General features: G+C 68.5%; 19 protein-coding genes. 10 read left to right on the top strand and 9 right to left on the bottom strand.

The window, feature by feature from the left end:
- Positions 1 to 16: 16 nt before the first annotated feature.
- Positions 17 to 5,038, top strand: a complete 5,022-nt coding sequence (locus tag AC6JAC_RS18885; RefSeq protein WP_497966871.1) for an ATP-dependent helicase — start codon at positions 17 to 19, stop codon at positions 5,036 to 5,038.
- Entirely contained in the window at positions 5,031 to 5,870 is an 840-nt protein-coding gene (locus tag AC6JAC_RS18890; RefSeq protein ID WP_497966056.1) for a DNA-formamidopyrimidine glycosylase family protein, read from the top strand. The genes AC6JAC_RS18885 and AC6JAC_RS18890 overlap by 8 nt, the downstream gene beginning before the upstream one ends.
- Here AC6JAC_RS18890 and yczE read toward each other — a convergent pair.
- Complete coding sequence (yczE, locus tag AC6JAC_RS18895; RefSeq protein WP_497966058.1) at positions 5,825 to 6,481, bottom strand: membrane protein YczE; 657 nt, start codon at positions 6,479 to 6,481, stop codon at positions 5,825 to 5,827. The genes AC6JAC_RS18890 and yczE overlap by 46 nt on opposite strands.
- Positions 6,482 to 6,542: 61 nt before the next feature.
- Between yczE and yczR the strand changes: the two genes are divergently transcribed.
- Positions 6,543 to 8,033 carry a MocR-like transcription factor YczR gene (gene yczR, locus AC6JAC_RS18900; RefSeq protein WP_497966060.1) on the top strand — a complete coding sequence of 497 codons (1,491 nt, stop codon included), beginning with the start codon at positions 6,543 to 6,545 and terminating at the stop codon, positions 8,031 to 8,033.
- Between the two features lie 117 nt (positions 8,034 to 8,150).
- On the opposite strand, the gene AC6JAC_RS18905 is transcribed toward yczR, so the two are convergent.
- Both AC6JAC_RS18905 and AC6JAC_RS18910 read right to left on the bottom strand, forming a co-directional pair.
- Positions 8,151 to 8,843, bottom strand: a complete 693-nt coding sequence (locus AC6JAC_RS18905; protein WP_497966062.1) for an SRPBCC family protein — start codon at positions 8,841 to 8,843, stop codon at positions 8,151 to 8,153.
- Positions 8,836 to 9,468, bottom strand: coding sequence for a winged helix-turn-helix domain-containing protein (locus AC6JAC_RS18910; protein WP_028271098.1), 633 nt, complete (start codon positions 9,466 to 9,468; stop codon positions 8,836 to 8,838). The genes AC6JAC_RS18905 and AC6JAC_RS18910 overlap by 8 nt, the downstream gene beginning before the upstream one ends.
- Positions 9,469 to 9,555: 87 nt before the next feature.
- Between AC6JAC_RS18910 and AC6JAC_RS18915 the strand changes: the two genes are divergently transcribed.
- Positions 9,556 to 10,518 carry an RluA family pseudouridine synthase gene (locus AC6JAC_RS18915; protein WP_497966873.1) on the top strand — a complete coding sequence of 321 codons (963 nt, stop codon included), beginning with the start codon at positions 9,556 to 9,558 and terminating at the stop codon, positions 10,516 to 10,518.
- Positions 10,519 to 10,571: 53 nt separating this feature from the next.
- On the top strand, positions 10,572 to 11,231 hold the full coding sequence (locus AC6JAC_RS18920) for a DedA family protein (RefSeq protein ID WP_028271100.1): 660 nt from the start codon (positions 10,572 to 10,574) through the stop codon (positions 11,229 to 11,231).
- A gap of 13 nt (positions 11,232 to 11,244) precedes the next feature.
- Here the strand turns inward: AC6JAC_RS18920 and AC6JAC_RS18925 are convergent, their stop codons facing one another.
- The 4 genes from AC6JAC_RS18925 to AC6JAC_RS18940 all read right to left on the bottom strand — a co-directional run bounded on the left by AC6JAC_RS18925 (position 11,245) and on the right by AC6JAC_RS18940 (position 15,713).
- On the bottom strand, positions 11,245 to 11,550 hold the full coding sequence (locus tag AC6JAC_RS18925) for a hypothetical protein (RefSeq protein WP_497966064.1): 306 nt from the start codon (positions 11,548 to 11,550) through the stop codon (positions 11,245 to 11,247).
- Positions 11,551 to 11,672: 122 nt separating this feature from the next.
- Positions 11,673 to 14,537, bottom strand: a complete 2,865-nt coding sequence (ppc, locus tag AC6JAC_RS18930; RefSeq protein WP_497966066.1) for a phosphoenolpyruvate carboxylase — start codon at positions 14,535 to 14,537, stop codon at positions 11,673 to 11,675.
- 115 nt (positions 14,538 to 14,652) lie between these two features.
- Positions 14,653 to 15,018 carry a hypothetical protein gene (locus AC6JAC_RS18935; protein WP_497966068.1) on the bottom strand — a complete coding sequence of 122 codons (366 nt, stop codon included), beginning with the start codon at positions 15,016 to 15,018 and terminating at the stop codon, positions 14,653 to 14,655.
- A gap of 14 nt (positions 15,019 to 15,032) precedes the next feature.
- Complete coding sequence (locus AC6JAC_RS18940; RefSeq protein WP_028271104.1) at positions 15,033 to 15,713, bottom strand: NADPH-dependent F420 reductase; 681 nt, start codon at positions 15,711 to 15,713, stop codon at positions 15,033 to 15,035.
- Between the two features lie 168 nt (positions 15,714 to 15,881).
- Between AC6JAC_RS18940 and AC6JAC_RS18945 the strand changes: the two genes are divergently transcribed.
- The 4 genes from AC6JAC_RS18945 (at position 15,882) to AC6JAC_RS18960 (ending at position 19,038) form a co-directional block, all read left to right on the top strand.
- A complete protein-coding gene (locus tag AC6JAC_RS18945; RefSeq protein WP_497966070.1) occupies positions 15,882 to 16,898 on the top strand; it encodes an aldo/keto reductase in 1,017 nt (338 codons plus the stop codon).
- Positions 16,895 to 17,488, top strand: a complete 594-nt coding sequence (locus tag AC6JAC_RS18950; protein WP_497966072.1) for a TetR/AcrR family transcriptional regulator — start codon at positions 16,895 to 16,897, stop codon at positions 17,486 to 17,488. Before AC6JAC_RS18945 ends, AC6JAC_RS18950 begins: the two co-directional genes overlap by 4 nt.
- A 77-nt stretch (positions 17,489 to 17,565) precedes the next feature.
- Complete coding sequence (locus AC6JAC_RS18955) at positions 17,566 to 18,177, top strand: TetR/AcrR family transcriptional regulator (protein WP_347898907.1); 612 nt, start codon at positions 17,566 to 17,568, stop codon at positions 18,175 to 18,177.
- A 36-nt stretch (positions 18,178 to 18,213) separates the two neighbouring features.
- The gene (locus AC6JAC_RS18960) at positions 18,214 to 19,038 is read left to right on the top strand and encodes a DUF1684 domain-containing protein (protein ID WP_497966074.1); all 825 of its coding nucleotides are present in this window, start codon (positions 18,214 to 18,216) and stop codon (positions 19,036 to 19,038) included.
- Positions 19,039 to 19,049: 11 nt separating this feature from the next.
- On the opposite strand, the gene AC6JAC_RS18965 is transcribed toward AC6JAC_RS18960, so the two are convergent.
- The gene (locus tag AC6JAC_RS18965) at positions 19,050 to 20,282 is read right to left on the bottom strand and encodes an acyl-CoA dehydrogenase family protein (RefSeq protein ID WP_497966076.1); all 1,233 of its coding nucleotides are present in this window, start codon (positions 20,280 to 20,282) and stop codon (positions 19,050 to 19,052) included.
- The gene (locus tag AC6JAC_RS18970) at positions 20,279 to 21,070 is read right to left on the bottom strand and encodes an SDR family NAD(P)-dependent oxidoreductase (protein WP_028271110.1); all 792 of its coding nucleotides are present in this window, start codon (positions 21,068 to 21,070) and stop codon (positions 20,279 to 20,281) included. Before AC6JAC_RS18970 ends, AC6JAC_RS18965 begins: the two co-directional genes overlap by 4 nt.
- Before the next feature lie 157 nt (positions 21,071 to 21,227).
- On the opposite strand from AC6JAC_RS18970, the gene AC6JAC_RS18975 reads away from it, so the two are divergent.
- Positions 21,228 to 22,406: a glycoside hydrolase family 76 protein gene (locus AC6JAC_RS18975; RefSeq protein WP_497966078.1), complete on the top strand. Its 1,179-nt coding sequence runs from the start codon at positions 21,228 to 21,230 to the stop codon at positions 22,404 to 22,406.
- Positions 22,407 to 22,548: the final 142 nt, after the last annotated feature.

Genomic DNA, 22,548 nt, shown 5'->3' on the forward strand with positions numbered 1-22,548 from the left:
TTCATCCGCGCGGACCATGGACAGGTTCAGCCAGTCCACCCGGGAATGGTTCCTCGGCGCGTTTTCCGCGCCCACTCCCGCGCAAATCGGCGCCTGGCAGGCCATCTCCTCCGGTTCCCACGCTCTGGTGGTCGCCCCGACGGGCTCCGGCAAAACCCTCGCGGCATTCCTCTGGGCGCTGGACCGCCTCCAGTCATCCGCTCCCGCCGAACCGGAAGCCCTGCCGGGCCTCGACCCGGCAGCAAAAGGCAGGAAACCGAAGGCACCCAAGCGGAAAACACGCGTCCTGTACATTTCGCCGCTCAAGGCGCTTGGCGTCGACGTCGAACGCAACCTCCGTGCGCCGCTTATCGGGATCACCCAGACCGCCAAAAGGCTGGGCCTGCCAGCCCCGCTCATCACCGTGGGCGTACGTTCAGGAGATACGACGACGGCGGACCGCCGCGCGCTGCTCAGCCACCCGCCGGACATCCTCATCACCACCCCGGAATCCCTGTTCCTGATGCTCACGTCCAGGGCCCGGGAAACACTGGCCGAGGTGGACACCATCATCGTGGACGAAGTCCACGCCGTCGCCGGCACCAAGCGCGGCGCGCACCTGGCTGTCTCGCTGGAACGCCTGGATGCGCTGCTGCCCAAGCCGGCGCAGCGGATCGGCCTCTCGGCCACAGTGGAACCCCGCGAACTCGTGGCCCAGTTCCTGGCAGGTTCAGCCCCGGTGGAAATCGTGGCACCGCCGTCGAAAAAGAACTGGGACCTGACGGTCTCCGTGCCGGTGGAGGACATGTCCGATCTGCAAGGGGCCGCCGGCGCCTTCGATTCCGGTCCTGCCTCCGGGCTGCAGCCGCAGGCCTCCATCTGGCCGCATGTCGAAGAAAAGATAGTGGACCTGGTGATGGCCAACCAGTCCACCATCGTGTTCGCCAACTCGCGGCGCCTGGCTGAACGGCTGACCGCCCGCCTCAACGAGATCCACGCCGAACGCCAGCTGGTGGCGGCGGGCGGCTGGGGTGAATTCGGCGCCGGGGCCCCGGATTTCGCTGCGGTGCCGGCCGGACGGCCATCGGCGGGGGCCGGCATGCCGACGTCCACGGCAACGCCCGCGCACATGATGGCACAGGCAGGCAGCACCGCGGGCGCCGACCCCGTCCTGGCGCGGGCCCACCACGGCTCCGTCTCGAAGGACCAGCGTGCGCTGATCGAGGACGACCTCAAGTCGGGCCGGCTGCGGTGCGTTGTTGCCACGTCCTCCCTGGAGCTTGGCATCGACATGGGCGCCGTGGACCTGGTAGTCCAGGTGGAGTCGCCCCCGTCCGTGGCCAGCGGGCTGCAGCGGGTGGGCCGCGCCGGTCACCAAGTGGGTGAAGTCTCGCAGGGCGTCCTGTTCCCCAAGCACCGCGCCGACCTCGTGCACACCGCCATCACCGTGGAACGCATGCTGGGCGGCAAGATCGAACGGCTCAGCGTTCCCGCCAACCCGCTGGACATCCTGGCACAACAGACCGTGGCCGCCACTGCGCTGGGCTCCATCGACGTGGAGGAATGGTTCTCCACCGTCCGCCGCTCGGCACCGTTCGCGTCCCTCCCCCGCTCCGCATTCGAGGCCACCCTGGACCTGCTGGCCGGCCGCTACCCGTCCGACGAATTCGCCGAGCTGCGGCCGCGGATCATCTGGGACCGCAATGCCGGCACCATCGAAGGCCGGCCGGGGGCGCAGCGGCTCGCCGTGACCTCCGGCGGCACCATTCCGGACCGCGGGCTGTTCGGCGTCTACATCATCGGTACCGAGGTGGAAGGCTCCGCGTCGCCCTCCACCGAGGGCAAAGCCGCCAGCCCGGGTGCTTCGGCCGCCAAGGGCGGGCGGCGCGTGGGCGAACTCGACGAGGAAATGGTCTACGAGTCCCGGGTGGGCGACATCTTTGCCCTGGGCGCCACCAGCTGGAAGATCGAGGACATCACGCACGACCGCGTCCTCGTTTCCCCGGCCTTCGGGCAGCCGGGCAAGCTCCCCTTCTGGAAGGGTGATTCGCTGGGCCGGCCGGTTGACCTGGGCCGGGCCCTCGGCGCGTTCGTCCGCGAACTGTCCGCGTCCGACGTCGGCCCCGCCACCGAGCGGTGCAAGGCCAGCGGCCTGGACGACTTCGCCGCCAACAACCTGATCCAGTACTTGGCGGAGCAGAAGCTCGCCACCGAAGTGGTCCCCAGCGACACCACCCTGGTGGTGGAGCGGTTCCATGACGAGCTGGGCGACTGGCGGGTGGTGCTGCACAGCCCCTTCGGCATGCCGGTGCACGCACCCTGGGCGCTCGCCGTGGGCCAGCGGCTGCACCAACGCTACGGGATGGACGGCTCCGCCATGGCCGCGGACGACGGCATTGTGCTGCGGGTGCCCATGATGGAGGACGAGCCGCCGGGCGCCGAGCTGTTCCTCTTCGAACCCGACGAGCTGGAGCAGATCGTGACGGCGGAGGTGGGCGGCAGTGCGCTCTTCGCCTCGCGCTTCCGCGAGTGCGCCGCCCGGGCCCTGCTGTTGCCGCGGCAGAACCCCGGGAAGCGGCAGCCCCTGTGGCAGCAGCGCCAACGGTCCGCACAGTTGCTGGACGTGGCACGGAAATATCCAACGTTCCCCATCGTGCTGGAAACAGTGCGCGAGTGCCTGCAGGACGTCTACGACCTCCCGGCGCTGAAGGACATCGCGGCGTCCATTGAGCGGCGCGAACTGCGGATCCTGGAGACCACCACCCAGCAGCCTTCCCCGTTCGCGAAGTCCCTGCTGTTCGGCTACGTGGCCCAGTTCCTGTACGAGGGCGACTCGCCGCTCGCGGAGCGCCGGGCCGCGGCGCTGGCCCTGGATTCGACCCTGCTCAACGAACTCCTGGGCCGGGTGGAGCTGCGCGAACTGCTGGACGCCAAGGTCATCGAAGCCACCGAGCGTGAACTGCAGCGGCTGGCCCCGGACCGCCGTGTGCGCGGAATGGAAGGCGTCGCGGACCTGCTGCGCCTGCTCGGACCGCTGACGCCGGAGGAGGTTGCTGCCCGGCTGGAGCCGGCGGTTGAGCCTGTCCCGGTGGTCGAGCCTGCCGCGGTGGTCGAGCCTGCCGAGACCCCTGGTGTTGCGCCCGCCCCGGTGGCGGACGCCGTCGCCCACCTCACCGCGCTGCAACGGGCCAACCGCGCACTCAAGGTGAACATCGGCGGCGTCGAACGCTTTGCGGCCGTGGAGGACGCCGCCCGCCTGCGGGACGCCATCGGAGTGCCGCTGCCCATGGGCGTGCCGCTCGCGTTCATCGAGCCTGTGGCCGACCCCCTGGGCGACCTCGTCTCCCGCTACGCCCGCACCCACGGGCCGTTCACCGCGGCGGAAGCCGCGGCCCGGCTGGGACTCGGCGTCGCCGTCGTCGGCACCGCGCTCAAGCGGCTGGCCGCGGACGGCCGCGCGGTGGAAGGCGAGTTCCGCCCGCATGCCCCGCTGCCGGAACAGCTGCCGGAACAGCAGTCCGGACAGGCCACCGCCCCCGCCGTCGAAACCGAAGTACCAGGCGAGGCTGCGGTCCCTGCCTCGCCGCCAGCCTCCGTCACCACGCTGGCCGGCACCAGTGAATGGTGCGACGCCGAGGTGCTGCGAAAACTGCGCCGCCGCTCGCTGGCCGCGCTTCGGGCCGAAGTGGAGCCGGTGGACGGCGCCGCCTACGGACGGTTCCTCCCGGCCTGGCAAAACGTCCGGATCCCCGGACGCGGCCGGGGCCAGTCCGCCCTGCGGGGTCTGGACGGCATCATTACTGCCGTCGACCAGCTCTCCGGTGTACCGGTTCCGGCCTCCGCGTGGGAACCGCTGATCCTCGCCAGCCGCGTCAGTGACTACCAGCCCGCCATGCTGGATGAACTGATGGCCGCCGGAGAAGTCCTCTGGTCCGGCGCCGGCGCGCTGCCCGGCAATGACGGCTGGGTGAGCCTGCACCTCGCGGACTCCGCCGAACTCACCCTCAACCCTGCCCCGGACTACGAGCCCGGGGACGCTCAGCAGCGGCTGCTGGAGCACCTGCAGGACAACGGCGGCGGCTATTTCTTCCGCCAGCTGAAGGATATTGCCGGCGGCATGGACTCGGTGCTGAGCGACCAGGATGTGGTGGCCGCCCTCTGGGACCTTGCCTGGGCTGGCCGCATCACCGGCGATACCTTCGCTCCGGTCCGCGCCATGATCGCCGGCGGCCACACGGCGCACCGGCAGGTAGCCCGGACGCCGCGGGCCCGCGCACCACGCCTGAGCAGGCTGGGACGCGCCCACGGCACGGGCCTGATGGGATCCGCCGGGCTGACCGGCGGACGCTACGGGTCCGTGACCGGCGCCGCTCCCACCCCGCCGCTGGCAGCCGGAAGGTGGTCGGCCCTCCCGTCGCCGGAGCTGGACCCCACCATCCATGCCCGTGCCACGGCCGAACTGCTGCTGGACCGGTACGGCGTCGTGACGCGCGGTTCCGTCATGGCGGAAAACATCCTGGGTGGATTCGGCCTGATGTACAAAGTCCTCGCCAGGCTGGAAGAGGCCGGGCGCTGCCGCCGGGGCTATTTCATCGAACACCTCGGCGCCGCCCAGTTCGCTGTTCCGGCCACGGTGGACCGGCTGCGGTCATACTCGGATGACTCCCAGCTGGCGAAGCCGGAGCCCGTGGCGCTGGCGCTGGCGGCGACGGACCCCGCCAACCCCTACGGCGCGGCCCTGCCGTGGCCAGCCCTCAATGTCGAAGCCGGCAGCGGCCACCGCCCTGGCAGGAAGGCCGGTGCCCTGGTGGTGATGGTCGACGGCGCGTTGGCGCTTTACGTGGAACGCGGCGGCAAGACGCTGCTCGCCTTCGACGACGAGCCGGAGGTACTGGCCGCCGCCGCGGCCGCGCTGGTCGGCGTAGTCCAGCGCGGTGCCGTGGACAAGCTCATCATGGAGAAGGTCAACGGCCACGGCATCCTGGACACGCCCGTGGCCGCCGCACTGACGCACGCCGGCGCTTATTCCACTCCGAAAGGACTGAGAATCCGTGCCTGAAGGCGACTCCGTCTGGCGGGCGGCCGCGCAGCTTCACGCCGCCCTGGCCGGGCAACAGCTCACAGCCTCCGATTTCCGCGTGCCACGGTTCGCCACCCTGAAGCTGGCCGGCTGGACCGTGGACGAAGTGGTGCCCCGCGGCAAGCACCTCCTCATGCGCCTTCGAAGCCCCGATGACGAACGGCTGACCATCCATTCGCACCTGAAGATGGAGGGTGCGTGGCAGGTCTACCCGCCCGGCGGACGCTGGCGGAAACCGGGGTTCACTGCCCGGTGCGTGCTCCGCACTGCCACCGCGGACGCCGTCGGCTTTTCCCTCGGCATCCTGGAGGTGGTCCGGACCGCTGACGAGGATTCCGTCGTCGGCCATCTCGGGCCGGATCTCCTGGGCCCGGACTGGGACATGGAGGAGGCCGAACGGCGGCTGCGCGCGGCGCCGGACGTTGCCATCGGCGTAGCCCTGCTGGACCAGCGCAACCTCGCCGGCATCGGCAACATCTACCGCTGCGAGGCCTGTTTCCTGTCCGGCATCCACCCCGCCGCGCCGGTCTCCCACGTGACCGACCTGCCCGCCATGATGGCCACCGCCAAACAGTTGCTGGAGGCCAATCTCGGACCGGGCCGCCGCACCACCGTCCTCAGCCCGCGCGGAACGCCGGTGGGCCGGATGTCCGGCCGGCCTGGATACTGGGTATACGGTCGTGAGCACCGGCCGTGCCTGAAATGCGGCACGCCCGTCCGCCACGGCGTACTGGCCACCCAGGCCGGCACCGAGGAACGGGACATCTACTGGTGCCCGAGCTGCCAGCCGCCACCTGCGGGAACCGGCTGATCCGGGCCTGACCCGGGCGGCAGCGGGCGGGAAGCCTCCGGCACCGTGAACCGCGGCAGCAGCAGCTGCACCAGGGGGCCGATGGCCAAGGCGTAGACCACCGTGCCCACACCGACGGATCCGCCCAGCAGCCAGCCTGTCGCCAGGACAACGATTTCGATGCCCGTCCGGGACGTCCGCACTGACCACCCGGTCCGCCGCGCCAGGCCGGTCATGAGGCCGTCGCGGGCGCCCGGGCCGAAGCGTGCGCCGATGTAGCAGGCCGACGCGATCCCGTTGAGCAGTACGGCCCCCGCCAGCATGCCGATCTGGCCGCCCAGATGTGAGAACTCCGGAATCAGCGCCAGCCCCACATCAGCGAAGACACCCACCAGCACGGCGTTGCACAAGGTGCCGAACCCGGGCCACTGGCGGAGCGGAATCCACAGGAGCAGGACAAGGAAGCTCACGATGACCACCACCGCTCCAATGGAGAGGCCCGTCTTTCCTGCCACACCCTGGTGGAAGACATCCCAGGGATCGAGGCCCAGGCCGGCACGGATGAACATGGCCAGCGAGATGCCGTACATGGCCAGGCCGGTGAACAGTTGGAGGAGTCTGCGAGTCATCATGAAATCCATCCTCCGCTAGAACTGGCCTTGCAATCCATATCCAGTTTGAGATACTGGCTACATGTCCGGCTCCCTGAACCCCACCGCCTTGATGCGTCTCCTGGGCGGATGGAACCGGGGCGCCGCCCCGGCGTACCGGGAACTGGCCGACGTCGTACGCCTCCTGGTTCTGGACGGACGCGTCCCCCTGGATATGGCGCTGCCCAGCGAGCGCGCCCTGGCCGAAACGCTGGGAGTCAGCCGGACCACGGTGACGGCCGCCTATGCGAGCCTCCGTGAGCAGGGGTTCCTGAGCAGCCGCCAAGGCAGCCGCGGCCGGACCTGCATCCCCCGGCAGATTCCCGCGGGCGCGGGCGGGCCGGGAGCCACCGAGCTGATCAGCCCCACCGCCCTGGCCGGTGCGCCGGGACTGGCGGCGCCGCCGGGCCTGCTCGATCTCGCCTACGCGTCCCTGCCGGCCAGCGGCGAGGTGGTGCACCGCGCCTTCGCCGCCGCACTCACGGAACTACCGGCCCTGCTGCCGGGGTTCGGTTATGACGCCATCGGCATCGCACCCCTTCGCGAGGCGATCGCTGCCCGATACATGGAAGCCGGCGTCCCCACCACGGCGGACCAGATCCTGGTGACCTCGGGCGCGCAGCACGCCTTGAATATCGTGCTCCGGACCCTGGCCGGACGGCAGGACAAAGTTCTGGTCGACCACCCCACATACCCGCACGCCCTCGATGCCATCCGGGCCAGCGGCTGCAGGCCCGTGCCGGTGGCCCTCCCCCACGGGCGCGGCTGGGACGTGTCCGGCATGGAAGCCGCCATGATGCAGCAGCGCCCCAAGATGGCGTACGTGGTGCCGGACTTCCACAACCCGACGGGCCGGCTGATGTCCGACCCCCAGCGCCGCCGGCTGGTGCGGGCCGCGGCCGCGGCGGGGACGGTGCTGGTAGTGGACGAGACACTGCGCGAACTTAACCTCGACGCCGTGGGTACCGCCCCGCTGGCGGCCTTCAGCCCGGAAGTGGTCACCATCGGCTCCCTGAGCAAGTCGCATTGGGCGGGGCTGCGGACCGGCTGGATCCGGGCAGGCAGTTCGCTGATCCGGCGCTTCGCCGCTGCCCGCACCACCATGGACCTGGGCGGACCCGTGGTGGAACAACTGGCCGCGGCCCACCTGGTCCGGTCCCTCGACGAACCGCTCCCGGCCCGGCTGGCAGACCTTCGCGAAAACCGGGCCGCGCTGCTGGACCTGATCGGCGGCATCCTCCCCGACTGGCAGCCGGAACGGCCCGACGGCGGGCTGAGCGTGTGGTGCCGGCTCCCGACACCTGTTAGCACGGCACTGACGGTCATCGGCCCGGATTTCGGGGTGCGCCTCGCGGCCGGGCCCCGCTTCGGCGTCGGCGGGGCTTTCGAACACTACCTGCGCCTCCCCTTCACGCTTCCGCCCGGGCAACTGGAGACAGCGGTGCGGGCCCTCCGCTCGGCCCAGGAGAAACTCGACGCCGCACCGCAGCTCCGGCGCAGCCTCCGGCACACACCCGCCGTCGCCATCGCCTGAGCGGGCATCCATTAATGACGCGCAAAATGCCTGACGCGGCCCGTATTCCGGTAGCGTCAGGCATTTTGCGTAGCGTCAGCCAGTTTGCGTGTCGCGTCCTGCGCGTCGACGTGCCGCCTACGCGTAGACCTTCCCGAGGTAGTCTCCCCAGGCCTTCGCTGTGGCTTCGGAATCCCCGCGGCCGCTGAAATCGTGGACGGTCATGCCCACCGGTGCGCCAAAGGCGTTGCGGCCGAAGAAGCGGTACATGGTGTCGGCGGTGCGCAGGCCCAGGAAGTTCTCGTTGGCGAAGTCAACCTGCCCCGTCAGCCGCCCGACGCCGTCGAGCTCCACATCAAAGGTGTCCCCTTGCGACGCGGCGTCGACGCCCAGCGCCTTCTTCAGCTGCACGAAGCCGTCCGGGACCTGTGATGCGGCAGGGCCCTGGATGTCCGTGAACACCACGGGCCGGCCGTCGAAGTATTCCAGGTACTGGCCCAGGGTGTGGAGGTAGAACTCGGTGTGCTTGCTGGCGCCGTCGTACTGCCCGTCCCAGTTGTCGGCGAAGATGCCGCTGTGCACGTAATGCAGCCTGGCCCGGCCGCCGTCGAGCGGTTCCAGGACGTGCTCCAGCTGGTTGAACCAGCCGTCCGGCCCGTCCATGCGCGAGACCAGGTGCTGCGGATACTCCTCCACGGTTTTCACGGCCGGCCACTGGTCCGTGGGGAACATCCAGCCGGGCGTCCCGTTGGTAACGGCTTCCCAGACGCGCTCGGGGGTGCCGGGCAGCTCGGTGTCGTAAACAATCTCGAATTTCCGGTTGTCAGTCATTGTCCTGCTCCTGTTCCTTATCCCCGGACGGGGTGGTTTGTTTTGGTTCTTTGAGTGCCGGGTGAAGCGCGACGACGAGCCGGTGCTTCCGCCCGCCCGTCCCGCCGCCGTCGTGGTACTTGTCCACGAGCCGGGTGACGGCGACGCCGAGCTCTTCGGCGAACGCTGCCCGGTCCGCGGCGGTGCGGAAGGTGATTTCGCCGTCGATCGCGAACGTGGCGAGTTTCTGCCGTGCGGCCGCGGCCCCGGCGATGAGCTTCCCCACTTCCTGGACCATGCGCCCGGCGAGCGCCAGCAGCCAGAAGGCGGAGAACCGGTCCGCGAAACGGTGCGGATCCGGGGCCACGGAGGCCAGGGCCACCGGCGAAATCAGGTAGGAAGCGGCCGTGGCCTGGAGCACCCGTTCGGTGACGTTGCCCTTGCGGCGCTCCTCCACCAGCTCCACCAGGCCGTGCCGCTCCAGCGCCTTGAGGTGGTAGTTCACCTTCTGCCGCGGCAGCCCCACTTTCGCGGCGAGCTGGGTGGCCGAGCCGGGCTCCGCAAGCTCCTGGAGGATGCGGGTCCGGATGGGGTCCAGCGAGGCTTCCGCCGCTGCCGGGTCCTCGATCACTTCGATGTCCAACATGGTTTAAGTATCGTCACCGACAATTTTATTTGTCAAGAACTTTTTTACCGTCGGCGCCGGGAGGCAGCCAAGTAGAATGGACCGGTGATGCAATCCCCCCTTCCCGTGCGCGACGGCGTGAACGCGACCCGCCTGCGCCTCCCGGACGAGGGGCCGTGGGACACCGCGATGGACTACATGATGCACCGCTGGGGCCACATCGACCCGCAGGGCATCGAGGACCGGTTCGACGCCGGCGAGATCGTGGGCGAGGGCGGCGTCCCCCTGGACAGGCGGACCAGGCTCGAGGACCACACCTTCATCTGGTACTACCGCACGCTGCCGCCGGAGACGCGGCTGCCGGTTGAGCTCAGCATCCTGCACCAGGACGACCACATCCTGGTGGTGGACAAGCCACACTTCCTGCCCACCACCCCGGGCGGCACCTACATCCAGGAGTCGGCCCTGGTGCGGCTCCGGAACCAGCTGGACCTCCCGGACCTGATCCCCATGCACCGCCTGGACCGGATGACGGCCGGCATCCTCCTGCTCTCCACCAACCCGGAGACCCGCGGCAGGTACCAGGTGCTGTTCGAAAAGCGCCAGGTCCAGAAGGAGTACGAGTGCGTGTCCGCCGCCGAACCGGCAGCGGGACATCCCGCCGTCGACTTCCCGGTGGTGGTGCGGAACCGCATGACCAAGTCCCGCAGCTACCTGCTCGCCGAAGTCATCGACGGCGAACCCAACGCGGAAACCCGCATTGACGTGATGAAAACGTTCGACGCCGGCACTTCAGCAGGTGCCGCGGGTTCAGTACGTGCCCCGGAACGGCGCGCACTGTACCGGCTTGAACCGCACTCCGGAAAGACCCACCAGCTCAGGGTGCACATGGCGTCGCTGGGGCTGGGGATCGTCAACGATGCGTTCTACCCGGACCTGCTGGACAAGGCTCCGGACGACTACACCAGGCCGCTCCAGCTGCTGGCCCGCGGGATCCGTTTCGTGGACCCCATCACCAAGCAGCCGGTGGAATACCGCAGCCGGCTCCGGCTGAGCGAAGCTCCTGCGTAGGCCCGGCCAAGACTGGCGTAGTAAGACCTCCCCGGCCCGCCCGAGGCGCAAAAATGAGGTACCTTGTGCCCATGGACCTCGCCAACGCTGACACCTGGGGCGCCGCGATCTATTTCTGGATCATCCCCATCGTCCTTGGCGACGCCATTTTCCCGCCCGTCCCCTCCGAAATGGTGGTGATCACGGGCGGAGCTCTGTCCGCCGAAGGCCGGGCCAATTTCCTGCTGGTGGGCTTCCTTGCCGCGCTGGCGTCGTGGATCGGCGATGTAGTGGTGTTCCAGCTGTTCAAGCGCCGCCTGGGCCATGTCCTGGACCGGTGGCGGTGGGGCCGCAAATTCCACCGCGGCATCCACGCGGCCATCGCCAAGGCAGGCCGTTCCACCACCTACGGGGCCATCATCGGCGTCCGGTTCATTCCGGGCGGCCGGCTGGCGACGTCGGCCGCTGCCGGCATCGCCGACGTCACCACCCGCGCGTTCAGCTTCTGCGCGGCCGTGGGCGGAGTTCTCTGGGGCACCTGGCTCACGGGGCTCGGCTACTTCACCGGCTCCGCCACCAAGCTGCCGTTCTGGGCAAGCTCGCTGATCGGCGTCGCCCTCGGACTGGTGATCGGAGCGGTGGTGGGCATGATTGTCACCCGCCGCCGCGGCAGCCGGTCCCCGGTGGACGAGCCGGCGGAGGACCCCAGCCCGGACACGGCGCCTTCGGGCTAGACTGGAGCCCAGGTCAGACGGGAGCCCAGCGGCCGCGGCTGCGGCGGAGCACCAGAAGTGCACCGGTCACCGCAACGCGTTCGACGGCGTCGCGCATCATCGCTGCCGATTCCCGCGCCTGGTTGTTCTCCCCGGTGTACCCGGTCGCCTCCACCAGGAAGCGGAGGTTCAGTTCCGGCACTCCGCCGGCGATCTGCAGCTGGTTGGATTCCACGTGGTGCCTTGTTCCCAGGGCTTCGACGGCGGCAGCCATCACGGCCTCGGGAGCGTTGCCAGGCTTCAGCCCGGTGATCTTGAGTCTGGTCTGGAACGAAGGCATGAATGCAACCCTAACCTCACCCCACGACGCTCTCTCACTTTTCGGGGCTTTTCCCCCAACGCTCTCTCACCGGGGAGAGAGCGTTGGGGGAATCCCCACAGGAAGTGAAAGAGCGTTGGGCATTATCCGGTGTTGCGGAGGCCGGCTGCTACACCGTTGACGGTGATGAGCATGGCCCGCTGCAGGCGCTCGTCAATCTCTGCACCGGAGATGCTCTCGCCCTCGGAACCTTCGGCCCGGATGCGGCGCATCAGTTCCACCTGCAGGTAGCTGATGGGGTCCAGGTACTGGTCGCGGATCTCCAGGGAGCGCTTGAGGGTGGGCTGCGCGTCGAGGAGCACGTGTTCGCCGGTGAGGTTCTGGATCTCGGTGACGGTGAGTTCGTATTCGTCCCGAATGGCCCGGAACAGGTGGTGCAGCTCTTCCGGGACCAGCGTGGAAACGTAGTAGCCGGCAATGTCCATGTCCGTCTTGGCCAGCGTCATTTCCACGTTGGACAGGACCGAGCGGAAGAAGTGCCACCCCTCCATCATTTCCACGAGCTGTTCCGTGTTGCCTGCTTCGCGGGCGGCCTTCAGCCCGGAACCTACGCCGAACCAGCCCGGCACAATCTGCCGCGACTGGGTCCAGCCGAAGACCCACGGGATGGCGCGCAGCCCGCCCAGCCCGGCGCCCGAGTCCGGCCGCTTGGACGGACGCGAGCCGATGTTCAGCGAGCCGAGCTGTTCCACGGGGGTGGAGGCCATGAAGTAGGCCGGCAGGTCCGGGTCGTCAATAAGCGAGCGGTACCGGGCGAAGGCGGCGTCGGAGATGGTCTCCATGACGTGGCCGTAGCGCTCGCGCTGGTCCTCGGAGGTGCGCGGGGTCCGGTGCAGCGCAGAACCCTGCATGACGGCGGCGAGCGAAAGCTCCAGGTTTTCGCGTGACAACTCGGGCAGCGAGTACTTGTCCGAGATGACTTCGCCCTGCTCGGTGAACTTGATTTCACCTTCGAGGACACCGTTCGGCTGGGCCATGATCGCGTCGTAGGTGGGCCCGCCGCCGCGGCCCACGGATCCGCCGCGGCCGTGGAAGAGGCGCACCCGCACGCCATGCTTGGCCGCGACGTCACGCAGCTTCCGCTGGGTCTTGTGGATCTCCCACTGGCTGGTCATCACGCCGGATTCCTTGTTCGAGTCCGAGTAGCCAAGCATGATTTCCTGCACGTCGCCGCGCAGCCGGACGAGTTCCCGGTAGGACGGATCGGACAGCAGCTGGTCCACGATCTCCGCCGAAGCCCGCAGCTCCTCCACCGTTTCCAGCAGCGGCGCAAAACCGATCTTCGCGTACGGCGCCTCACCGAAGAGGCTGACCAGCCCTGCTTCGCGGGCCAGCACCGCAGCGGCCAGGACGTCGTCCGCACCGCGGGTCATCGAAATGATGTACGTCTCGATGACGTCCGGGCCGTAGGTCTTCAGGGCGCGGCGGATCTCACGGAAGACGTCGTACGTGCCGTCAGCGACGCCGTCGAGCTTGATCGGGTGGCCGGACAGCGGACGGCGGGAGCCCAGTTCCGCCCCCAGCACTTCCAGGCGTTCGGCGCGGCTGAGTTCGGAGTACCGCACACCGGGGCCGCCCAGGCGGTCCATGAGCTGCCCGACGGCGTCATGGTGGTGGTCGGCGTGCTCGCGGATGTCCAGGGTGGCCAGGTGCAGCCCGAAGGAGGCGATGGCGCGGCGCACCCTCGCCAGGGCACCGTCGGCAGCCAGTCCGGCGTGGTGGTTGCGGAGGGATTCCTCCAGCAGGCCAAGCTCCGCGAGGACACCCGCGGTTGAGGTGTAATCCCGGCCCGGCTCGTGCGCGGAGCCTGCCGCGACGCGTTTGGCCGTGTTGAGCAGCTTGGCCTTGATGCAGGTGAGTTTGAGCCGGTAGGGCTCCTGGGCATTGAGTTCCAGCACCCGGCGGTCCAGGCCCGGCAGGTTCTTGAGGTCAGTGTCGATCGAGTCGAGCAGTTCCTGGTCCGCCCCGGCCAGTGCCGTGGAGTTGGACAGGATGGCAATGAGCTCGTCGATCATGGCGATGCTGATCCGGACGGCGTGCTGGTTCTGGATCTGGAGGATCTCCCGCGTGACGGCGGCGGTGACGTTCGGGTTGCCGTCGCGGTCGCCGCCGATCCAGGAGCCGAAGCGGATGGGGGCCTTCTGCGACGGCAGCGTGACTCCGTGGTCGGCCAGCAGCTCGGAGAGGTCGGAGAGCATCTCCGGCATGGCGTCGGTGAGGATGCTGTTGAGGTAGTAGATGGCGTTGCGGGCCTCATCCACCGGGGTGGGCCGGACCTGGCGGAGCTCGTCCGTCTGCCACATCTGGTCGATCACTTCGGCGAGCTGGCGGTCCTGGCGCCGGCGGGCAGAGGTGCCTTCCTCGGTGGAAACTGCCAGGACGTCGGACAGCCGGCGGATCTTGTCCAGGACGGAGCGGCGGGACGCTTCGGTGGGGTGGGCCGTGAAGATGGGACGGACGTCCAGCTCGTTGACCACTTCCTGGAGCACGGCCGGTCCGGCCTGGCCGGAAATCTCCTCCACGGCCTTGGCCAGCCAGCCGTCCTTTTCCTGGCGGGTCCGCAGTCCGCGGACCCGGTGGACCTGCTCGGCGGCGTTGGCCAGGTGGAAGTAGAACGCAAAGGCGCGGACCAAGTCGGTGGCCTGGTCAATCGGCAGGGAACCGAGCAGCTCGCGGACCTGGGCGACGACGTCGTGCGAGCTCCAGGGGCCGGTGGCATCGGCGCCGCCGCGGGCGGCTTCCTTGGATTCCTTGGTCAGGAGGCGGACCTGCTCCACAAGGTCGAGGAGCTCGGGCCCGTGCTGGCGGACCAGCGATTCGCCCAGCAGGGTGGAGACGCGGCGGACATCCGCCCGGAGTTCGGACGCAAGATCGCTACTGGCATCGGAGCCTGCCGGGTCAGCGCCTGCTGCGAGATGGGAGCCTGGATTTACTGCAGTGTCAGCCATGGAAACTATCTTTCGAGGGTTCGGACTTGGCTCGTACACTGCGCTGGATACTGTGAGCCGGGTTACGTGTTCCTATGGGATGTTACCCGGCACTGTTGCGGCGTGGGAATTTGTCTCAGATAGTGTTCGTGCCCTTGACGTCCGCGGCGGCCCCTGTTTTATTAGGTGCCGCCGCGGGTTGCTCAGGTGCCGCCGCGGGCGGCCGGACAGCCCTGATGGTGATTTTTCCGGTGTAGGCCTCGTTGTGGTCGGGACCCTTACCGGACTGCGCGGACTCGTGCCGCCGCTGTTTCAGCTCTTCCCTGGCGGCCGCAGATTCCGTGCGGGTGGGGGCTCCGGTGGCATCAAGGATGCCCAGAACACTGCCCAGCGTTCCCGGTGCCCCCTTGGCGCTTCCGCGACGCTTCAAGACGGATATCCCCGCCAGGGTGAACCCGGCAACAAGCGCGAGGCAGGCCACTACGGTGAGCAGTGCATCCATGCCCCGCCCCTGACTCAGCGTGCGATCTTGAAATTGAAGTTTGCGGTACCCAGCGCCCCCCAGAGCCGGATCCAGACCGGCAGGAGCATTTCGGTGCCGCGTGCCGTAGTGATGTCGCCCAGGTCAATCACGTCCTGATGCCCAAGGCTCTTGAGGAGCGTGACCACTTCGTGCTTGGCGTCGGCATCGTTGCCCGAGACGAACACGGAATGGTCCCCTCCAGCCGCACGGCCGGGGTCAACCATCAGGCTCGCGTTCATCGTATTGAGGGTCTTGACCACTTTGGCGTCGGGGAACTTCCGCTGGATCTGCTCGCCCAGGCTGTCCGTGTTGACCGGGTTGAGCGTCGGCGGCATGCCATGGGAGAAATCCAGGGGATTCGAGATGTCCACGAGAATCTTGCCGGCAAGATTCTCCGCACCGGCGGCAGCAAGCGCAGCGAGGGAACTCGCGCCTTCAGTTGCGTTGACCACCAGCTCCGCCCCGGCGGCCACGTCTGCGTATGCAGCCAGGTGGACGTGGGGGTGCTCCTGGAGCCACGTACTGAAGGGAGCCGCACCCATGGAGTCCGGCTCCGTGCGGGCCAGGGTCGCCTTCGGATCGCGGGTTCCGATGACGATTTCGTGGCCGAGGCCTGCCAGCGCTCCGGCCATGGTCCGGCCAACGGTCCCGGTTCCTAGTACAGCAATTTGCATGGCGTCCTCATCCTCTGGGCATTTGGGATCTCGGGGTAGACAGGTCCGTCTACCGGTGGGCCTGACGCTATCAGGCCCACCTGAGCACCGCAAGGGATCGACTGAAGGCAAAGTGGTATTGGCTGACAATTATTGAAATCTGTCAGCTGATTGTTGTATTCTCGTTTTATGACCACTTCCATGCAGGCGTCCCGCCGCACCCTCGGCTCCGCAGGACCCGCCACCGCCCCCATCGGACTGGGCCTCATGGGCATGTCCGACCTCTACGGACCCGCGGACGACGCCGAGAGCGTCGCCACGATTCAGGCTGCCCTCGACGCAGGCGTCACCCTGCTGGATACGGGCGACTTCTATGGCATGGGGCACAACGAGCTCCTGCTCCGCGATGCCATCCGCGGCCGGAGCCGCGAAGACGTGCAGATCAGCGTCAAGTTCGGCGTCCTGCGGGACGCGCGCGGCGGCTGGAACGGCGTCGACACCCGGCCGGCAGCCATCAAGAACTTCCTCGCCTACTCGCTGCGCCGCCTCGGCACCGACTACATCGATATCTACCGGCCCGCCCGCCTCGATCCCGCCGTCCCCGTCGAAGAAACCATGGGCACGCTGGCCGAGCTCGTGAAACAGGGACTTATCCGCCACATCGGGCTTTCCGAGGTGGGATCTGAAACGCTGCGCCGCGCGCACGCCGTGCACCCGGTCTCAGACCTGCAGATCGAATACTCACTGATTTCCCGCGGCCTCGAAAAAGATATCCTGCCCGCAGCCCGTGAGCTGGGCGTCGGAATCACCGCCTACGGGGTCCTGTCCCGCGGCCTCGTCTCCGGTCACTGGCCCGCCCAGGCCGAGGGCAACCGCCGGGACTTCCGCGCCCACCTCCCCCGGTTCTCCGGCGAAAACCTGCAGCGCAACCTCGAGCTCGTGGAGCGGCTGCGCCTTATTGCCGACAGCAAGGATGCCACCGTGGCCCAGGTGGCCATCGCCTGGGTGCTCTCGCGCGGCGAGGACATCGTCCCCCTGGTGGGCGCCCGCCGCCGCGACCGGCTGGCCGAGTCCCTCGGCGCCGCCGCGCTGACCCTCTCCAGCCAGGATCTCGCCGACATCGAAGCGGCCGTTCCCGCGGACGCCGCAGCCGGCACCCGCTACGACGCAGGCCAGATGGCCATGCTCGACAGCGAGCGGAAGTGAGCCCTGCCGCCGTCGTACTGACGGAAGAACGCATCCTGGACGCCGCCGAGGACGTCCTCCGCCGCTTCGGCCTGGCCAAGGCCACCGTGGTGGACGTTGCCAAGGTCCTCCGCGTGAGCCACGGCAGCGTCTACCGGCACTTCCCTACGAAAGTGGCCCTCCGGGACGCGGTGGCAAGGAGGTGGCTTGACCGGATCATCAAACCCCTGGATCCGTCGCTGGACACCGCCGGCCCGGCTGCCGAGCGCCTCCTTCGCTGGCTTCAGCGGCTCGCGGCCATCAAACAGGGCATGGCCCTGGAAGATCCTGAACTGTTCGCGACCTTCAGCCAGCTGACCGCAGAAGCCAGGGAAGTGGTGGCCGCCCACGTGGACCACCTCGCCGCGCAGCTGACCCAAATCATCGCGGACGGCATCGAAACCGGCGAGTTCGCCCGAACGGACGCGGTCACTGCCGGCCGCGCGGTCCTGTACGCCACCGCCCGCTTCCACCACCCGCTGCACGCCGCGGAGTGGGCGGATCCGGCGATCCACGACGATTTGACGGCGGTGTGGAAGCTGCTGGTGAACGGCCTGGGTACCCGCCCCTGACCTGGCCACCCGGCGTGACCCGCGCCCTGCCCCGGGCCACCCGGCGTGAGACAGACTTGTCTGTGTACCATTGGCGTATGACGACGCCAGCAGCCTCTGCACCGCAGGCTGCCCGAACTTCCGCCGGCCCCGCCAGGGAGAAGATCCTGGCCACCGCCTTCAGGCTGTTCTATGCGCACGGCCTGCGCGCCGCCGGCATTGACACCATCATCGCCGAGTCGGGGATCTCCAAGGCCACGTTCTACAAGTACTTTCCGGCGAAGGACGAACTGATCCTCGCCTACCTGGACAGGGTCGACGCCATCTGGACCGGCCAGCTCCACGCTGCCGCAGAGGCCGCTGGACCGGACCCGGCGGCGCAGCTCGTCGGGCTGTTCGATGCCCTCACCTCAGCCTGCCGCCGTGACGGCTACCGGGGCTGCGCCTTCATCAACGCTGCGGCCGAGTCGGCATCGGGGACCCCTGTTCACGAACGCACGGTTGCGCACAAGAGGGCTGTGCTGGCGTGGATGCAGGGGCTGGCTGCCGAGGCGGGCGCCGCGCGTCCGGACCGGCTCGCACGGAGCCTCTCGTTGATCCTCGACGGCGGCCTGGCCAGCGGCGTGCTGGACGGTGACCCGGAGGCCGCCGAGACGGCCCGGGATGCCGCCTCCCGCCTGATAGCTGCAAGCTTGGGCACCGCGGAGTAAGGTTGCCGCGACGCCCGCGCCCGCTTTGGAGGAACAATGACCACTGCCCCTGACGCCCTCGTGGAACGCTGGAACCGGTTCCGCGCCAACCGCAACAAGGCTCTGGCCGGCGACTACGGCTGGTTGACGCTCACGTCGTTCCAGTGGCTGGAAAGCCAGCCCGCCGCCGTCGACCTCGCCCCGGGACTCTGGTCAACGGACGGCACGACGGCGTTCCTCACCGCCGAGGCGGCGGACGGACTGACGCTGGTGGACTCAGGGCAGCCGGTGGACGGCACCATTTCCGCCGTGCTGGCGGACGAAGAGTCGCTGATGTGGGTGCAGTTCGGCGGCGACGACGGCAAGCAGGTAGTGGTGGAACTGGCCATGCGGGCGGACAAGTACGCCATCCGCACCAGGGATTCGATGTCGCCGGTGTTTACCGAGTTCGACGGCGTGCCCACCTTTGAGTACCGCCCCGATCTGGTGGTCGAAGCACGTTTCCGCCCCTATCCGGAGCCCGTGGACGTCCCGATCGGCACCGCGAATCCGCTGGTGGACGGCGTGCACCGGACTGTGGGCGAACTGGTGTTCCGGCTGCCCGGCAAGGACCACGAGTTCCACCTGCAGGCCGAAGAAGAGAAGCTCGGCGCCCTGACCGTTACGTTCCACGATGAAACCAACGGGGACTCAACGGACGACTGGCGCAAGGTGTCCACTACAAAACCGCGCCCGGACGGCTCCGTGGCCCTCGACTTCAACCGCGCCATCAACTACCCGAGCGCCTTCACGCCCTTCGGGACCTGCCCCATGCCGGTGAAGAACAACAGCCTGGACTACCGGATCGAAGCCGGCGAGAAGGACCCGATGATCGCCGACTGACCGGGAGGCACCTAGACGATCGCGGAGACCCCGGTGACGGCGCGGCCCACGATCAGCGTGTTGATCTCGAACGACCCCTCATAGGTGTAAATGGCCTCGGCGTCGGCGAAGATCTTGGCCATCCGGAAATCGGACACAATCCCGTTGCCACCCAGGATGGACCGTCCCATGGCCACGGTTTCGCGCATCCGGGCGCTCGTATAGGACTTCGCCAGCGCCACCTGCGCCATGTCCGCCTTGCCCTCCTGCTGCAGCTGGGCGATCCGGACCATCATGCCCATGCTGGCCACGGCGTTTCCCAGCATGGTCACCAGCTGCTGCTGGATCAGCTGGAATTTGGCCAGCGGGCGGCCGAACTGCTGGCGTTCGACGGCGTGCTGCCGGGCGACATCGAACGCCGCCAGCTGCTGGCCCACCGCCTGCCACGCCACCATGATCCTGGAGCCGCGGAGCAGTTCATTGGTGTCCTCGAAGCTTCCGATGCCGGCGAAGCGGTCTGCCTCCGCCACCCGCACATCCCGGAAAACGATGTCCGCGTTCTGCACCGTGCGCAGGGCGATCTTGTTCTCGATCCGGCTCCGGCTCACCCCGGGCAGCGCCGCGTCCACGATGAATCCCCGGATGGCGCCGTCGGCTTCGTCCCGCGCCCACACGAGCATGTAGTCGCAGAACGTCCCGTTGCCGATCCAGCGTTTGGCTCCGTTGAGGATCCAGACGTCCCCGCCGCCGTCGGCAGCTCCCGTCGAGCCGGACACGCGGCGGGCCCGTGTTTCCATTCCGCCGGCCACGTCGGAGCCGTGGTGCGGCTCGGTCAGCGCGAAGGCGCCGGTGGTGCGGAGGTTGGCGGCGTCGTCGAGCAGGCGGGCTTTCTGCTCGTCGGAGCCGAATCCGTACAGCGACTCCACGAAGAGGTCATGATGCACCAGGAAGAACGTGGCAATGGAGGTGTCCACCCGGGTGATCTCGGCAATCACCAGGCCCGCGAACAGGTGGCTGTAGCCGCGCTGGGCCGGTGCGCTCAGTTCCAGGGCCGCCAGCTTGGGCAGGAGATGGGCTGGAAATTCGGCGTTGTTCCACCACTCTGTGGCGAATGGCGCGATCTCGACCGCCAGGAATTCCCGCAGCTCCTGCAGTTTCAGCCGTTCCCGTTCGCTGAGCAGCGATTCGAACCCGAAGAAGTCGGCCGTAGGCAGTGAATCCAGAGCGTTCGCAGCCGGCACTCCCGGCATGGCTGCCGGCATCATTTCGGCCCCATCCGGATGGCGCCGTCGAGGCGGATGGTCTCGCCGTTGAGCATGGCGTTGTCCACGATGTGCGCGGCCAGGCTGGCGTATTCGGCCGGCCGGCCCAGCCGGGACGGATGCGGGACCTGCTTTCCCAGCGAATCCTGGGCGTCCTGCGGCAGTCCGGCCATCATGGGCGTCTCGAAGATGCCCGGCGCGATGGTGACCACGCGGATCAGGGAGCGGGCCAGTTCGCGGGCGATCGGCAGGGTCATCGCCGCCACGGCCCCCTTCGAAGCGGCGTAGGCGGGCTGGCCGATCTGGCCGTCGAATGCGGCCACGGAGGCGGTGTTGATGATGACGCCGCGCTCCGGTCCGCCAAGGTCGGTCGAGACGGGCTCGGTGGCGGCCATGGCAGCGGCCGCCAGGCGGATCACGTTGAAGGTGCCCACCAGGTTGATCTGGATGACGCGGCTGAAGGTGTCCAGCGGCAGCACGCCGTCACGGCCCAGGACCTTCCCCGGTGTGGCGATGCCCGCGCAGTTCACCACAATCCGCAGCGGCCCCAGCGCAACGGCGGCGTCGACGGCGGCCTGCACCTGGTCCTCGCTGGTGACGTCGGCCGGAACGAAAACAGCCGTTCCGGCCCCGCCGAGGCCGTTCAGCTCGGCTGCAAACTCCATGCCCCGCGAGGACGGCAGGTCCACCAGCACCACCGAGGCGCCGGCGTCGAACAGGCGCCGTGCCGTTGCGGCGCCCAGCCCGGAGGCCCCGCCCGTAATGAGCGCGACAGTACCTTTGATGTCCATGCATCCTCCTTGATGTGGAACCGGAACCCCGGCGTAACGCTAGTTAATGAATGTTAACTGGAATGAAAGCAAACCGCACACCCGGCCGCCGCCCCGGACGCGCCCCGCGCGGTCATCCCGCCTGCGCCCCGATCGGACTCCGGGCTAGGCTGACACCATGATCTCCCCGGACGACGCCACCACCGCGGACTGGTCTGCCCGCGCCGACGAGGCCGCCCGGTCCGTGACCAGGATGTTCGGGCAACGGCTGTTCTTCCTGCCCGGAACGCATATCGCGGCCATTGAACGCCCCTCCGGCGGGCTGAAGAACCTGAGGCGTCCCTGGCACTACTGGTGGCAGGCGCACTACGTGGACTGCCTGGTGGATGCCGGACGCCGGGAGCTGGCGAAAGGCGCACGGTTCGACGGCGGGAGCCGGCCCAGCGCCGGACGGCTGGCCTCCCGGCTGGTCACCGGCATCCGGCTGCGCAACTTCCTGACCGTGGTCAACAACTACTACGACGACATGGCCTGGCTCGCCCTATCCACCCTCCGGCTGGCGAAGCTCGCCGAACAGACACGCAAGCCCGGCGCCCGCCGCCACGCCCGGATCCGGAAAAGCCTCACGCTGCAGTTCGATTCCGCGTCCACGGATGACCTGGGCGGCGGCACCTTCTGGAGCACCAAGCGGGACTTCAAGAACACCCCTGCCACGGCGCCGGTGGCGCTCTACTACGCCCGCACCGGGAACACGGCCAAGGCGCAGGCCTTGGTGGACTGGCTTCACGCCAAACTGTTCGACCCCGCCCAGGGCATGTACCAGGACGGCCTGCGGATCGGCCCCGGCGGCGAGGTGGCGCTGGAAGCCGCCATCTACACGTACAACCAGGGACCCGTGCTGGGGGCGCTGCTGGAGCTCGGCGGCCAGCCGAACCTTGACCGGGCGGCCAGCCTGGTGGACGCCGTGTCCCGCAACCTGACCCGCCCCGCCATCCTGGCAAACGGCAAGACCGCCGCCGTGCTCCGCTGTGACGGAACGGGCGACGGCGGCCTGTTCACCGGGATCCTGGCGCGGTACCTTGCGCTGGCGGCAGTGGACGGACGGCTCTCCGACCGGACGAGGGCCACCGCGGCAGCCCTGGTCATCGAAACCGCGCAGGCACTCTGGGAGGGGCGCCGCACGGTGGGAACCGGGGAGCCGCTGGCGCGCCACGGTGCGCACCTCGTGTTCCCGGTGTTTCCCGAGACGCCGGCGAGCGGCTCCTACCCGGCCGGTGCCGCCGTCGAACTTTCCACCCAGCTGCAGGCCTGGATGATCCTGGAAGCCGCAGCCGCCGTCTGGGCCATCCAGAATTAAGTCACGTAAAAGTTCCGTAATTGATGTGATCCTGATCACTTAAGGCCGCTTCGACTTGGTCTCTTAGGTTTGGCTAACCTACAGTTTTTGGCAGTGAGCATGCCCTAACTTCCCCCTCACGCGGACTCCGGTCCACCAAGAC

It is taken from the genome of Arthrobacter sp. KUASC02, assembly GCF_059739395.1.